The sequence below is a fragment of the Paenibacillus sp. VCA1 genome, assembly GCF_031583795.1.
GTDB lineage: Bacteria > Bacillota > Bacilli > Paenibacillales > Paenibacillaceae > Paenibacillus_AQ > Paenibacillus_AQ albilobatus.
In genome coordinates this window covers 251791-266895 of sequence record NZ_JAVLSX010000001.1, presented here as the reverse complement: position 1 = coordinate 266895, position 15105 = coordinate 251791, and the positions used below count along the sequence as shown (strand labels likewise).

Annotated in this window: 9 protein-coding genes; all 9 read right to left on the bottom strand. The window is 57.4% G+C overall.

Annotation, left to right across the window (positions count from 1 at the left end; all coding sequences use genetic code 11):
* Positions 1-86 precede the first annotated feature (86 nt).
* A complete protein-coding gene (locus RJP21_RS01125) occupies positions 87-2516 on the bottom strand; it encodes a glycosyl hydrolase family 95 catalytic domain-containing protein (protein ID WP_310857730.1) in 2430 nt (809 codons plus the stop codon).
* A gap of 33 nt (positions 2517-2549) precedes the next feature.
* Positions 2550-4112 carry an extracellular solute-binding protein gene (locus tag RJP21_RS01120; RefSeq protein WP_310857729.1) on the bottom strand — a complete coding sequence of 521 codons (1563 nt, stop codon included), beginning with the start codon at positions 4110-4112 and terminating at the stop codon, positions 2550-2552.
* A gap of 205 nt (positions 4113-4317) precedes the next feature.
* Positions 4318-6207, bottom strand: a complete 1890-nt coding sequence (locus RJP21_RS01115; protein ID WP_310857728.1) for a cache domain-containing sensor histidine kinase — start codon at positions 6205-6207, stop codon at positions 4318-4320.
* Between the two features lie 5 nt (positions 6208-6212).
* Positions 6213-7235 (bottom strand): response regulator transcription factor, encoded by a 1023-nt coding sequence (locus tag RJP21_RS01110; protein ID WP_160039416.1) that lies wholly within the window; start codon positions 7233-7235, stop codon positions 6213-6215.
* A 76-nt stretch (positions 7236-7311) separates the two neighbouring features.
* Positions 7312-8892, bottom strand: coding sequence for an extracellular solute-binding protein (locus RJP21_RS01105; RefSeq protein WP_310857727.1), 1581 nt, complete (start codon positions 8890-8892; stop codon positions 7312-7314).
* 229 nt (positions 8893-9121) lie between these two features.
* A complete protein-coding gene (locus RJP21_RS01100) occupies positions 9122-9985 on the bottom strand; it encodes a carbohydrate ABC transporter permease (protein ID WP_310857726.1) in 864 nt (287 codons plus the stop codon).
* A gap of 19 nt (positions 9986-10004) precedes the next feature.
* Positions 10005-10898 carry an ABC transporter permease gene (locus tag RJP21_RS01095; protein ID WP_310858107.1) on the bottom strand — a complete coding sequence of 298 codons (894 nt, stop codon included), beginning with the start codon at positions 10896-10898 and terminating at the stop codon, positions 10005-10007.
* A 343-nt stretch (positions 10899-11241) separates the two neighbouring features.
* A complete protein-coding gene (locus RJP21_RS01090; protein ID WP_310857725.1) occupies positions 11242-13758 on the bottom strand; it encodes a glycoside hydrolase family 95 protein in 2517 nt (838 codons plus the stop codon).
* A gap of 47 nt (positions 13759-13805) precedes the next feature.
* Complete coding sequence (locus RJP21_RS01085; protein WP_310857724.1) at positions 13806-15095, bottom strand: Gfo/Idh/MocA family oxidoreductase; 1290 nt, start codon at positions 15093-15095, stop codon at positions 13806-13808.
* Between the last annotated feature and the right edge of the window lie 10 nt (positions 15096-15105).

The following is a 15105-nucleotide window of genomic DNA, read 5'->3' as shown; positions in this document are numbered from 1 at the left end:
GCCGTGGCCGCTACCGGTGGCGCACTCCGTCCCGCACCCGCGACGCCCTTGCCTTAGACCGGCAAATGAATGCAATTCGGCCCGTTTCAACCGACAGGCGTCCCAAATGCGGCTGTAAGGATGACCGCCTTGCCGGCTTTAAGCAGCGACCGAACCTCCGGTTTCTGCTTCGGGCCCGAAGGAGCCTCCATTTTCACCGATTCCTGCCGTATCGTATCGTCCTCCGCTGCCTCACATCCCTCGGGCAAATCTATCGTCACGTGTTGATCGGCCTTTGCCGATAGCAGCTTTACCACCAGCATCTTTCGCTCCAGGTCCCAATCGATATCGACCTCAATTCCGCCGCAGGCCAGCAGCCCCTGCACGCGTCCCCTTCGCCATTTTGAAGGCAGCGCCGGAAGAATCTTCAGCCGCCCGGGCTCGGAATACAACAGCATTTCCTGCACCGCCGCCGTCCAGCCCATATTGGCATCCAGCTGCACCGGAGCCCAATCCATGGAGAGCCCGATCCCCATATGCCGCCAGTCGTTATGAAGCGTAAAAAAGTTGTTGATCACCGACGAGCGGCTCAGCAAATTGAGGCATTCCAGCGCCAAATCCCCCTCGCCCAGGCGGGCGTACAGATTTGCCATATGGGCAAGCGACCAGCCGGTCTGCTCTTTGATCCCGACGACCAGCCTTTTCCGGACAGCCGTCCAAAACGCCTCAAACAAAGCGGGGGCATTCTCCTTCGTAACCTCCTTGCCCGGAAACACCGGGTAAAGATGCGACTGATGGCGGTGATGGTATTCGTCATCGTATGCAGGGTGCATCCATTCCCGGATCGCGCCGTCTTCATTGACCTGGTAATCCGGAATCCGCCGCAGCAGTTCTTTCCACGCCGCAATTTCCCCCGGGTACAGTCCCTCGCTTTCGGCCCCGGCCACCAAACGGCCCAGCACCTCTTTGGCGATGGCAAAATCCATCGTTGCGTTCACCGTCGTCCCTTTCGGACCGCCGGCCCCGTTGCCGGGTTTGTTCTCCGGCGAATTGGACGGGCAGCTGAGCAGCCTGCCGTCCTCCCCGACCACAAAAAAGTCTTCATAAAACAAAGCGACTTCCCTTAAAAACGGCAGCGCCCGATTTCTAAGGAACTCCCGTTCCCCCGTATAAAGATAATAATCGTAATAATGCTGGGCGACCCAGCCCGCCGCACCCGTCCAATGAACGATATGCGGCGCGAGCGTTTTGATGAGCCCCGAATCCGGGGCCGTCGGCGCCGGGATAAAAATCCCCCTGCAGCCAAAGAGACGTTGAGCGTTCAAACGGAAGTCGTCCAGCAGCCGCTCCATGTAATCGAACACCGGCAGCAGCAGCTCCGGCATCCGGCCGCTCAGCGTCTGCCAATACATCATCTGCAAATTTTCATTGGCCATGTTGAACGCCCAAAAGCCCCGGTACTCGCCGCACCACAAGCCGTAGAGATGGCAAGGGCTGCCGCCTTCGCGGGAGCTCGAAATGAGCAGGTACCTGCCGTAAGCCCACATTTTTTCCAGTAAAGCTAGAGGCGCTTCGCCTTGATAGGTTTCAAGCAGCAGTTCTTCATTGGAACGATCGCGGCCTGCCGCATGCAAATCAAGCGTCATCCGGCCGAACAGCTCGCGATGTTCGCGGACATGCGCGGCCAGCAGCTCCCGGTAGCCTCTTTGCTCCGCCGCTAGCTCAGCTTTCAGCCTTGCCCATTCCGCCTCCCGGCTGCCGGAAACGAACATGCGCAGCAAAACAAGCACCTTCCCGGCGCCTTCGACCACCGCCTCTGCCTTATCGGCTATTAAGCTTTCCTCAGCCGGAATGACACGGGCCACGGCCCCGAAATCGCTGCCGTCATCGCTGCGGGCCGCGTACCATACATAAGAGCCGTCCGCCCCCGACTCCGCGTCCGTCGGCAGCGGCGCTTCGGGCCGGCCCGGCGGACGTTTAACATCGGCAGGATCATGCAGTCCGAGCGATAAGCCGACTTTTACGGCCGAAGGCTCTTCCGCCCGCAGCTCCATCACGACCATGTCATCGGAGCGGGATACGAACAGGGCCCGCTCGAAAGCGGCCCCCCTGTCCTGCCAGCGAACGGTGATTTCGCCGGTCTGCATATCCAGCTCGCGGGAATAATGTTTAAACCCTTCGCCGACTTCATAACGGATTGTCAGATCCCCCAGCGGAAGCGGAACGGCCATCACCGGATCATATCCCAGGTCTTGAAGCTCCTGAATCAGCATCGGCTCGGCCTCAGCCTCCCGGCCCGCCAGCATCAGCCGGCGCATTTCCGCAAGCCTGCCGCTGACGTCGGGCAGCTCCGGCGTGCGGCTCTGCCACCATAAGTCGCCATGCGTCAGCATGATGGTCTCTTGATGAACGCCTCCGTATACCGCCGCGCCGAGACGGCCGTTTCCGGCCGGAAGCGCTTCTCGCCATTTCGCCCCCCACCAGGAAGACGGGGTAAGGAGCTTCAGCCTCCATGCTTCCGCGGAACCCGTATCCATGCTGCACACCCCTTTCACCGCTTGCCGCGTTTGTTATTGTTTGCGGCTGGCTTGATTCAATATGCCGTCATTGTTTTTGAAGCGTTCGGTCGCTTCCTTAATGATTTCATTGCCGCCTTTTTGCTTATATTCCTCGATGACCTTCGGCCAATCGGAGATCGGCTCCTTGCCGTAAATCATTTTCACCATGTGGTCGATGATCAGCTTCGGCGCCTGGTCGGGGCGTTTGGATGCCAAATCCGGATATTGGCTGAAGGTTTCCAGGTCCGGCACGAAGCCGATGCCGCCGATGCCTTCGTGGGCCAGCGTTTCGTCCAGCGCCTTCAGCACGTCCGTTCCGCCCGGAAGCAGCTCGGTGCGCTCGCGGTTGATCGTTCCGTCGCCTACCCATCTGAGCATGGAACGGAAGCCTTGTTCGTCATTGCCTTGTTTATCCGTCGGCATCTTATAATCGATCTTGCCGTCTTTCTCGGTGTAGTTTTCCCCCTCGATGCCGAAGCTGAAAAATTTCACGGCCTCCGGCGTCTGCATCCAGTCGAACAGCTTGATGATGCGGATCGCTTTTTCCTTGCTGACCTTGCTGTTGATATACAGGGAGGTGTTGACCGAGCTGTATAGGCCGTAGCCTTTCAAGCCGTTGTCTCCTTCAGGAGACGGGATGATATCGACCTTCGCGTCCGGAACAACCTCCTGGATTTTGGTGCGGAAATCGAGCAATCCGGCCGCATTCGCCGTCCAAACGCCCGCATTTCCCGCCTGGATGTTCTCGGTGTACTGCGGCGGCTGAATCGTGGCAAAATCTTTCTGGATCAAGCCTTCGTCATACATCGTTTTATAAAAGTTGAGCGCTTTTTCCATGTTCTCGGCATTAAAGAACTTCGGAACGACCTCGCCGTCCTTCTCCATGAACTGGTAACCAAGCGCGTCGTAGGCTCCGAAGCCGATATCCGCGTATTTAAAGTTCTCGCGGGCTTGATACGGCGCCGGCACGCCCAGTTTTTTGAATGCGCGCAGAACGTTCAAGAGATCATCCATCGTTTTGGGAACCGGAAGACCCGTTTTTTCGAGCAGGTCGGTCCGAATAAACGTCGCGCGGCGGGAAGGGTTGCTCAGCCACGTCGGTACGCCGTAGATTTTTCCTTTGTAGCTGACTTCGTCCCAAGCTTCCTTCGGAACCGCTTTCATAATATTCGGCGCGTATTCCTTCAGCAGGTCATCGAGAGGCATAAACACCCCGGCTTCAATGGAACCCGACATCGATTTGTCCGTCGCGCCGCCGACGTTTTGCACCACGTCAGGGATATCTCCGCCCGCAAACATGATCGACATCTTCGAGTCGAAATCCTTGAGCGGGATCATCTGGATGTCTAGGTCGATGTTGGCCCTCTTTTCAAATTCCTTAACCCATTTGTCGTTGTTGATATCCTTTGAGCTTTCTGCATAACTGTTTCCACTTGTTGTCAGGGAGATCGAAAATTTGAGCGGCTTGGACTCGTCGGAAGCGTCTGCGGCGTTCGAGCCGCTATTTTTGCCGCAACCTGCGACGCCAACCGTCAGAAGCGCCGATGCCAAAACCAGGCTGATCCATTTCTTCATTAGACTTTTCCCCTTTCCGTTACTGTAGAGACATGCATTCTTTTCCTTGCTTATCCCATGATAAAACGAAAGCCGGGGCGCACCCATGGGGCGGATTATGCTGGTGGTGTGTTTTTTTAGGGTGAGTGTGACCGGCGAAGCGTTGAACATTTCCATGCAAAAAAACAGCCGGTCTCCCGGCTGTCCATTTCTTTCGTTCATTCCATCATCCAACCCGCCATGCGTTCCCATCAGACCGGTTTGGAGGCAGCAAAGCTTCCTCTCCGGCAGCAGCGTCCCTTTCCTGGGCGGCCGCCGCCGTACGCGGCATGCGCATGATCATTTTCGTGCCGCGCCCCGGGCTGCTTTCCACGCTAAGCCCGTATTCCTCGCCGAATACAAGCTGGATGCGCCGGTGCACGTTGGCAACGCCGATGTTGCCATGGATCTGCCCTTCCCCGCCGCCGTCGGCCAGCCGGTTTTCGCGCAGCTTGGCGCGCAGCTCCTCAAGACGTTCCGGCGCCATGCCGCAGCCGTTGTCCTCGACGCTGACCCAAAAGCAGTCCTCCTCCTCGCCCGCATCGATCGCAATCGTATGATGGTCTTCGATCCCGCCGCGGAACGCATGCTGAAACACGTTTTCCACCAGTGGCTGCAGCGTTAAGCGGACCATTTTCCTCAGCAAAAGATCGGGCGCGACCCGCAAGTCGATTTCGAACGCCCGCCCGATGCGGTGGTTGATGATCACCATAAAAAACATAACGTGCTTCAGCTCGTTGGCGACCGTAATTTCCTCCAGATGGGTCCTCACCGAATAATGCAGCATATAGGAAAGCGCCCCGACGATTTCGGAAATTTCCTCCGAGTCCTGAATGACGGCGTAACAGACGACCGTTTCCAGCGTGTTGTACAAAAAATGCGGATTGATTTGCAGCTGCAGCGACTGGAATTCCGCCTTTTGCCGTTCGGCCTGCATCTCCTTGTTTTTCAGCTCGGACTGATACACGATATCCACCAGCTCCGACAGCCGGTTGACCATCAGATTGTACCGGATGATCAGCTCCGTAATTTCGTCGTGCCGTTTCGGGAGGGGAATGAACTCCCAATTCCCTTTTTCGGTTTGGCTCATCCCTTTCATCAGCCGCCGGATCGGATTCGTGATCGCCCTTCCGAAGCGGTTCGCCAGAAACAGCGCGCACAGGAACGTGATTCCCGCCACGATGAAGATAAGCGTGCGCGTCGTTTCGAGCGGCTTTACCAGTTGACTGTCGGGAATGGACACGACCAGATTCCAGTCGGAATAATCGGCCTTGCGGCTGATATAAGCCCGCTTCTCGCCTTCCGCCGCGCTGTGGAACATCGCAACCCCCGCTTGGGAGATTTGGTCCGCCAAGCCTGCGGGGAGCACCTTTCCGGTTTTCTTCGGATCGGCATGGTATTGAATCCGGCCCCCATTATCGACGATAAAAAAATAACTGTCCGTCCCGAGGTCGATCCCTTTCCAAAGCGTCGACAGCTCTTCGGACTTGACCTCGATGCCGACGAACCCTTTCATCTCGGGGGAGCGGAGCCCGCGGATGCGGCGGACCAACGTCAGCATCGGCGCACCCTCGCCCTGAATGCTGTGATTGAGGATCGTCAGCCGCCCGGACGGGTCCGTATGCTTTTTGAAAAAATCGATTTGCTTTGCCGTTTCTTCGGGCCCGAGGGACGGTTCCGTGCCGCCGTTGAAATAATACAGCGCATTGCCGTTATACCCGATGATATACAGCGCGCTGATTTCCGGGTTGCGGATCCAGACCGGATCCACAATGGAATCGCGGATGTCCGTCAGGTAGCGGTAATTTTCGTATTCCTCGCGGTCCGAGGGCAAATCGATATATTTTTTGACGCTCACGTTGGAAAGCAGGGCCACCATCGAGCGCTGGTAGGAGGATAAATACAGGTTGGTATGATGGACGGCGTTGTTGACGATTTGCGTCATCTGATTTTCCGCGCTTTGGGACAGCTGCCTCGCCGATATCGTATAAAAGGCAATGCCGACGGTCGAAAGCGACAGCAAAATGACGACCAAAAAACCGATCAGCAGCCTGACTCGCAAGCGAATTTTCATCATGCGCATCACTCAATGCCAAAAGACGACCGGTATTCCGAAGGCGACATGCCGACGAAATTTTTGAACGTCTTCGTAAAATGGGGGTAATCCTCGTAACCGACCTGAACCGCGATGTCCGTGATGGTCAGCGTCGGGACGGCTAGCAGCTTGCGCGCTTCCTCGATCCGTTTCTTGATGCGGTAATGCACGAAGGTTTCGCCGGTCATTTTTTTAAAAAGCGCGCTGAAATAGGTCCGGGTCAATCCAACCCGCTTGGCGACTTCCTCCAGCGTCACCTCCTCCGACAGATGCAGGTCGATAAACGCCTTCGCCTCTTCGATCGGATCCTTGAATTTGCCTTTGCGCGTCAGCTGCAGCTGGGTGTACATTTGGTCAAGCGCCGCTCCGAAAGCTTCGAACGCTTCCTTTTTGCTGATGTCCGTGCCTTTTATGTCCAAACCGATTTGCGGCTTCCAGCCCCGCTGGGACAGCTTTGCCGCGATCATGCGCAGGCAGTCTTCCAGCACCGATTTCATGCCGAGCGCATGCAGTCCGGCAAACAAACCTTCCTGCCCGCTTTCCGCGAGCAGCCGGTCCATGTCGCCTTTTTGCAGCATCCAAATGCTTTGCTCCAGCTTTTCCGACCACTCCACGTATTTTTGCAGCGGAACGATGTTTTCGTTCATGCCGGCGATGATTTCGCGAAGCGCGTTGTGCACGTCCTGCTGGGTAACCGGCTTGAGCAGGTACCGTTTGACGCCGTATTCGATCGCCCGCTGGGCGTATCCGAAATCGTTGTAGCCGGAAATGACCGCGACCTGCACATGCGCATATTCCCGGTGAATCCGCTCGCACAGCTCCAGGCCGTCCATCCGCTTCATCCTCAGATCGGTCAGCACCAGATGGGGCTCCACGCTTTGGATCATTTCCAGGGCGGACGCCCCGTCGTCTGCCGTATAAATCGCCGAAAACGACGCGGGATACCGCTGCACCATTTTAACAAGCCCTTTCTGAATGACAGGTTCATCTTCCACAATCAGCACACGCATGGATCCAAAACCCCTTTTCTTTGCCGGATTTGAAAAGTAAGCTGCGGCGCTATGCGCCTGTCCGTTAAAACGACCTTTAGCGGGTGGGCAGCACCAAGACGCCCTCATGCGCTTTATAGCGCTGCGTCGCCTCGCGGATAATCGCGTCCCCGCCGCGATCCCTGTACTCCCGAATCACCTTGGGCCAATCGGATATCGGCTCTTTGCCGTAAATCATCCTCACCATATGGTCGACGATCAGCGGCGGCGGCTGGTTCGGATTGTTCGGCGCCAGCTCGGGATAGACGCTGAACGCTTCCAGGTCGGGCACAAAAACGATATTGCCAAGCCCTTCGTCCGTAAGCGTACGATCGATCGCATGAAGCACGTCCCCGCCCCCGGGAAGCAGCTTCGTCCGCTGGCGGTTGATCGTCAAATCATGGGTCAGCCACAGCAGTTCGCGGAAACCTTGCTCATCCTGCTCATCCCGGTTTTGCGGAAACCGGTATTTGATGCTGCCGTTTTCGATGGTGTACGTGTCGCCGGGAATGCCGAAGGAAAAAAAACGCTCGGCCTCGTCGCTCAGCATCCAGTCGAAAAACCGCATGATGCCGATGGCCTTTTCCTTCGATACATTTTTATTGATGTAATAAGAGTTGATGACCGAGCTGTAAAGCCCGTAGCCTTTTGAGCCGCCGGGACCCTCGGGAGAAGGAATGATGTCCACTTCGGCCTCGGGCACCGATTCCTTTACTTTCGTCCGGAACTCGAGCAGTCCTGCGGCATTCGCCGTCCAGACCCCCGCTTGGCCGCTATTGATGTTGCGGCTGTATTCGCTGATGCTGACGGTAGCGAAATTTTTCGCAATCAGGCCTTCGTCAAGCATCGTCTTATAAACGGAGAGCGCCTGCATCATGCGTTTTTCGTCGAAAAACTTCGGCACGACCTCGCCGTTTTTAAGCTCGAACTGGTATCCCAGCACGTCATACGCGCCGAAAATGACATCCGCGTACTTGAAGTTCTCCCGCATTTGGTACGGATTTTCCACGCCCAGCTTTTTGAAGGCGCGCAGCACGTTGAGAAACTCGTCCACCGTTTTCGGCGCCGGAAGCCCCGTTTTTTTCAGCAAATCGGTACGGATGTACGTGCCTCGCCGCGACGGATTGTCGAGCCAGGCCGGAATGCCGTAGATTTTTCCCTGGTAGCTCGTTTCCTGCCACGCTTCCTTCGGAATCCGGGCGAGCAGGCGTGGCGCGTACTCACGGAGCAAATCGTCCAAAGGCATAAACAAGCCGGCCTCGACGGTTCCGGCCATGGCCGCGGAGCTTGCTCCTCCGACGGTCTGGACGACATCCGGAAAATCATCGCCGGTCAGCAGCACCGGCAGCCGTTTGTCGACGTCCTTCAACGGGATCATGGTCATGCGGAGATCGGTATTTGTCAGCGCTTCCAATTGTTTGACCCATTTATCCTGCTGAATGTCGGGCGACTTGGCCGCATAAGGATTCGAGCCGGTGGAAAGAACGATGGAAAACGATAAAGCCCCCGGAGACGCGCCGCTGCCGGCCGCCTGCCCAGGGGAGGATTCGGAGGTGCCCGGAGAATGGGTCATTCCCGGAAAAGAACAGCCTGCAAGCGTCACGATCATGGTCAGGATCAAATACAACCATTTTTTCATGGCCTCCCCCTCTTTCTCATCCGGAGTATCGCTACAGGACGTGATGTCGATTTTCGCGTTGGTGTAGAGCACCTCTATATTATCATATTTCGTATATATGAAACCGCATTCATTTACAAGAAAAGTAGGGAGACTTGCGCGGCTGACAAGGATTCCTCGTCCCGCTTTATAAGCATAGGCTCCAATGACGGTCCTCAAGGTAAATCACGCCGCATTCGGCCTTGAAATCCTAGGTTTTGATCGACCCGATCAGCATCCCTTTAATGAAATACTTTTGCAGGAACGGGTAGACGATGATAATCGGCAGCACCGAAACGATGATGACCGCCATTTGCACGCCTGCGGGCGACACCTCGTTGAAGCCTTCCAGCAGGCTGCCGGCCTGGCCGAGGTCGTTGCTCAGCACGATTTCGCGCAGCCGCATTTGCAGCGGGTACAAGGCGCGGTTGTTGATGTAATACAGGGCCGTGGAATACGAGTTCCAGTGCGATACGGCGTAAAACAATCCCATCGTCGCCATCACCGGCTTGGACAGGGGCAAAATGACGCTCCACATCGTCCGCAGCTCGCCGGCTCCGTCGATTCTGGCGCTGTCGATCAGCTCGGAGGGGAGCCCCACGAAAAAGGATCTCATAATAAACAGGTTGTACGCGCTGATCGCCGAGGGAATAATGAGCGCCCATAACGTGTTCAACAGGTGCAAATTTTTGATGATCAAATAGTTCGGGATCAGCGGGGCCTGGAAAATCATCGTGATCAGGATGAAGATCAGCACCACTTTTCGCATCGTGTACTCCGGACGGGAAAGCGGGTAAGCCAGCGATGCCGTCAGGATCAGGTTGATGGCCGTGCCCCCTACCGTGATGATGACGCTGACCAGAAACGCCCTCCAGATCGAGCTGTCGGACAAGATGACCTGATAGTTGACCAAAGTCCAATCCACCGGAAACAGCTTTACGAGGCCGGCGTTGATCGCTTTGCTGCTGCTGAACGACTTGGCAAGCACATGAAGCAGCGGAAAAACCATGAGGCAGCCGACGAGCGCCAAAAATATCGAGTTGAACCAGTCGAACCAGCGTCCTTTGATGTTCATTGTCGCCATGCTCCTTTCCCTAGTAAAGTCCTTCTCCGCTTGCTTTCCTGCTGAGGGCGTTGCCGATCATGATCAGCATCAGGCCGACCACGGACTTGAACAGGCCGATCGCCGTCGTGTAGCTGTACTGCTGGTCGATCAGGCCGACCCGGTAAATGTACGTATCGAGAATGTCGCCCTTTTGCTCGTTCAGCGAATTGACGAAAACGAAAACCCGTTCGAAGCCAAAATCCAGGAAGTTGCCGATATGCAACAGGAACATGATCGTCACCGTCGGCAAAATCGCCGGGATGGTGATGGACAACGTCTGCCTCCAGCGGTTCGCCCCGTCCATCCGCGCCGCCTCATACAGCTCGGGGTTCACGCTGGCAAGCGCAGCCAGATATACGATCGTCCCCCAACCGCTGTCCTTCCAAATCCCCGTACCGACCAGAATGCTCCGGATGTAGGAATCCTCCCCGAGAAAATAAACCGACTGAAAGCCGAAAAAGTTCAGCACCTGATTGACGATCCCCGTCGTCGGCGACAAAATCCCGATCATAATCCCGCCGATGATGACCCAGGACAGGAAATGGGGCAAATAAACGACCGTCTGCAAAATGCGCTTGTACAGCACCTTTCGCAGCTCGTTAAGCAGCAGCGCAAGAATGATCGGCACCGGAAACGCAAAAATGATGTCGTACAAGCCGATCAGCACCGTGTTTTCCAAAATGCGCAAAAACTCCGTATAGGTGAACATCCGCTTAAACTGATCCAGCCCCACCCACGGGCTGCCGGCAAACCCTTTGAATATGTTGTAATTTTGAAAAGCCATGACCGAGCCCATCAGCGGCAAATATTTAAACACGATAAAATAAAGAATGCCCGGAATCGTTATCAAATAGAGCGCTTTGTATTTGCGGAAATTGCTCATTTGCCTGGCGAACCGGCTGCGTGTTTTGATGCCCGCCCGGCTGGCTGTTGGCGCCTGTCCTGACATGTCCATCGCTCCTTTTTCGCTTTTGAACCGGTTCGGAAAGCCGGGTTGCCCGCTTGGTGTGGCCGGTTCACGGATTTGTTCTGGAAAAGAAAGCGTTATCCAAACCGATCGGCCGAAACTTGCCTGCTCTCCCGTTCGATCGGTTCGGTCGGGCCGGCCCATATTGAGAACGGCCCCTTGCCTTCGTGATTATCTTAACGTTCGCGGTCCTTGCGCCGGAATGGGGATTTGTCGGCTGGCTTGTGTTTTATTATTTTCTTTCGGCCGCTGCAAGAATTTACCGCCGGTTCTGCTTGGAGACGAGCATGACGCTTTTTCCTTCGGCAGCCGCAAGGAGATAGCGGTATCCCGGCGTTTCTCCGCCGCCGCTCTCTTCGCGCCATTCGGTATGCGGATCCTGCACATGGAGCGGCACGGAGGACCAGACCCGGCAGGTTCCGCCGCGCTGCGGATGGAGGATGGCCTCCACGAGCGCTCCATCCCTCCAGTTCAGGTCGACGCTCCAGCCGCCTCTGGCACGCAATCCGCGCACATGTCCCGCGGGCCACTGCGGCGGCAGCGCCGGCAGCAGCCGCAGCTCCCCGGCATGGGATTGCAGCAGCATTTCGGCCACCCCGGCAGCGCCGCCGAAATTGCCGTCAATTTGAAACGGCGGATGGCAGTCCAGCATGTTCGGGTACGTGGAATGCGACAGCAGCTTCTCCAAATGGCCGTGCGCTTCGCCGCCCATCATCAGCCGCGCATAAAAGTTGACGATCCAGGCGCGGCTCCAGCCCGTATGCCCGCCTCCGGACGCCAGCCTGCGGGCCAGCGTCGCCCGGGCCGCTTCCGCCAGCTCCGGGGTTTCCAATGCATCGATCAGCTTGCCCGGATGGAGCGCAAACAACTGCGAGATATGACGGTGCCCGGGATCGGCCTCTTCGTGATCGATGCTCCACTCCATGATTTGCCCGTGACGCCCGACTGACGGTTTCGGTATTCGCTTGATGGCCCGCTCCAGTTCCGCGAGGAAATCGGCTTCCCCTTCCGTCTTGCCGCTGACCCGCATCCCTGCATCGGAAGACGGCTGATCGGTCTGGCCGATGATGTCCGCCGCCTCCCGGCAAGCTTCAAACAAGGTCAGCGCGATTTGCGAATCCATGGACGGCCCCATGCACAGGCTGCCGCTTTGACCGTTCGGAAGCAAGAAGCGGTTCTCCGGCGATACCGACGGGCCGGTCACGAGCATGCCCTCCTCGTCTTCCGTCATGTAATCGAGCAAGAAAAGAGCCGCCTCCTTCATGATGGGGAAGGCGCGCTTTTTCAGGAACGATACGTCCATCCCGTAGCGGTAATGCTCCCACAGATGGAGGCTGAGCCAAGCAGCGCCCATCGGCCAAACGGTGCAGGACATGAGAACGCCCTCGGGCCGGGTTTCCGCCCAAAGGTTGGTATTGTGATGGGCGACGAACCCGCGGCACCCGTACATGTCGCGGGCGGTGGCTTTCCCGTTGGGCTGCATCCGCTCAATCAGGTCGAACAACGGCTCATGGCATTCCTCAAGGTTTAAACTTTCGGCGGGCCAATAATTCATCTGTGTATTGATGTTGATCGTATATTTCGACTCCCAGGGCGGAGTAAAGCTGTCGTTCCAAATGCCCTGCAAGTTTGCGGCCAAAGAACCCGGGCGCGAACAGGATAACAGCAGGTAACGGCCGTACTGCACGTAGAGGGCCATGAGACCGGGATCGGCGGATGCTTTCGCTTGTTCCGGCGGTTCGCTGCCGGAGGCCTTCTCCGCCTCTTTCAGCCGAAGCAGCCGCTGATCGGTCGGGAGCCGTTCCATAGGGTCGCCGCCCGGCGTCAACGACAGCTCGAACCGGTCGAACCTTTGCCGGTATTCCGTTACATGGCGCTGGAACAGCTCCTCGAAAGGACGTTCCGACGCCCGCTGAAGCTGCTCAAGGCAGACAGCCTCCGGATCGTCCACGCGGAAGGACGTCTGCGCGGCCAGCAGTAGCGTCACCGAGGACGAGCCTTCCACGGATAAAAAATCCCCGATGTTCCGCACCGTCCCCCCTTCATGGACGGCGCGGAACGCGGCTCTGAAACGAACGCCGTCCGCCCCGCATTCTCCGTTCATGACGACCGTGCCGTCTGGGAGCGCCCGGCAGCCGCCGTCGAAAGGGCGGCGCATCAAATTCACGGCAAAGGTCAACGCGCCGGGGCGGTCGGCCGTCAGACGGATGACCAGCACCCCGTCCGGTTCGCTGACGAAATACTGCCGGCGGCAATTGACGCCGTCCGCATGATAGGTTACGTTGACGACGGCACGCTCCAGATCCAGTTCCCGCTCATAGTCTTCAACCTGAGCGGCGCCATTCAAAGGCTTCAGCATCAAATCGCCAAGCGGCTGATAAGGTTGCTCGTATTTGGGAGAGGCGGTCATCGCCATGCGGGCGAGATGCTCCGCCTCCGCCTGCCTGCCGTCCCGCAGCAGGCCGCGGATTTCGTCCAGATACGGCCGGGCATCCGGGTTAGCCGCCCGCAAAGGCCCGCCATACCACAGTGAATCTTCGTTCAGGCGGATCGTTTCGAGCCCAGTCGAACCGTACACCATTGCGCCGAGCCGTCCGTTGCCGATCGGCAGCGCTTCTTCCCATCGGGCCGCCGGCGCGGCATACCACAGCCGGAGCGGGCGGCCATGCCGCCCGGTTCCGCCTTTTGCTCCGCTGCCTCCGGCAAGCTCCGCCCGGCCTTCCTCCCTTGCCGCCGCTTGCCGATCCTTCCAATCCCGTTCGTTTGTCCAGCGCACCTCTTGAATCCCCCTCCTCTGCTTAAGCACTGACGCGGCTTCAATGATCAGGCTTTGCCCACCTCGAACACAATCGCCCGGATCGGCTCGCTGCCGTCATTCAGCAGGCCGTGCTTCCACCATGGCTTGTTGACGATGACGTCTCCCGGGCCTACCCGGGTTTCGGTCCCGTTAATCGTCATCAGGCCGGTGCCTTCCAAGATGATATAAACCTCTTCATCCTCGCGATGTCCGTGGTACCCGATCGATGTGCTCGGAGGCAGCACCGAATAATATAAAAACTTAAGCGGCGTCTCGAAGTCCCCTTGGCCGAACAGCCTTGCGCCTTCCACCATCCCGATGCCTCCATGGCTTTGGGACGGCTTCCGTTCGGCCCGCAAAAAATTGCGGATGTCTGCCGGTCCGTATCCCCAGCTTGCCGACGTATCCACCTGCCGCCCCTGCTGAAGAGACAAGCGGGTGTAGTGGGCAAGCGCCTGGTTTTTCAAATATTCCTTCGCATCGGTTTCGCCGCGCCGGTTTTCCGCCAGCGCCGCCAGAAATTCCTGCAGGGCGGTCGGGGCCGGTACATCGCTGAATTCGGTCCAGCGCTGCACGCCCTCCGGCGTCGTCAGCTCAATCTCGCCGTCCTTAAAGGTCAGGCTGCCTTTCGCCCCTTCGATTCGCCAATCGCCCGGCCACTGGGTTTCGCGCCCCGCGCTGTGCAGCGAACACCGAAAGGAGGCCTGAATGCCTTCCTGCAAATCCATCACGATATGGAACACGTGGCGTTTGACTGCATACAGCTTGCCGACCTCCCGCCCTGACAAATGGCGCAGCAGATCGAAATGATGGATGATCACTTCCTCCAGCTCGTCGTTCGGTTCTAGTGCCACCTTTTGGCGCTTCCGGAAAAACTCGCATTCCAGCGACTGCAGCTCCCCGACCGCGCCTGCCTCGATCAGCCGCTTCAGCTTGCGCAAGGGCGCGAAGGTGCGGTAATTTTCCGCGATCATGAACGGAATCCGCTCCTCCTCCGCTCTTTTTACGATTTCAAGGGCTTTCTCGTAGTTCTCGGCAATCGGCTTTTCGCACAACACAGGCAGCTTATAATCGAAAGCCAAATGGTTGATGGCCGTATGCACATGGCGCGGCGTCACGTTGATGACGAAATCGGGTTTTTCCCGTTCGATCGCTTCCTTGGCATCCGTATAAAAAGGAACCCCGTCCACCTGCAGCTGCTCCCGCCTGCTTTCGTTCGGGTCCGAAACGGCCAGCTCCAGTTCCCCGTGCATGCTCCGCACTCTGCGGTACCAGCCGCTTCCGGCTTCACCCATCCCTACTAAGAGCGCTTTCATAATACAATCT

Bases quoted from the DNA above. Each gene is read 5' to 3' on its own strand.
- RJP21_RS01125 (WP_310857730.1), bottom strand. From the start codon at position 2,516: ATGGATACGGGTTCCGCGGAAGCATGGAGGCTGAAGCTCCTTACCCCG.
- RJP21_RS01120 (WP_310857729.1), bottom strand. From the start codon at position 4,112: ATGAAGAAATGGATCAGCCTGGTTTTGGCATCGGCGCTTCTGACGGTT.
- RJP21_RS01115 (WP_310857728.1), bottom strand. From the start codon at position 6,207: ATGATGAAAATTCGCTTGCGAGTCAGGCTGCTGATCGGTTTTTTGGTC.
- RJP21_RS01110 (WP_160039416.1), bottom strand. From the start codon at position 7,235: ATGCGTGTGCTGATTGTGGAAGATGAACCTGTCATTCAGAAAGGGCTT.
- RJP21_RS01105 (WP_310857727.1), bottom strand. From the start codon at position 8,892: ATGAAAAAATGGTTGTATTTGATCCTGACCATGATCGTGACGCTTGCA.
- RJP21_RS01100 (WP_310857726.1), bottom strand. From the start codon at position 9,985: ATGAACATCAAAGGACGCTGGTTCGACTGGTTCAACTCGATATTTTTG.
- RJP21_RS01095 (WP_310858107.1), bottom strand. From the start codon at position 10,898: ATGAGCAATTTCCGCAAATACAAAGCGCTCTATTTGATAACGATTCCG.
- RJP21_RS01085 (WP_310857724.1), bottom strand. From the start codon at position 15,095: ATGAAAGCGCTCTTAGTAGGGATGGGTGAAGCCGGAAGCGGCTGGTAC.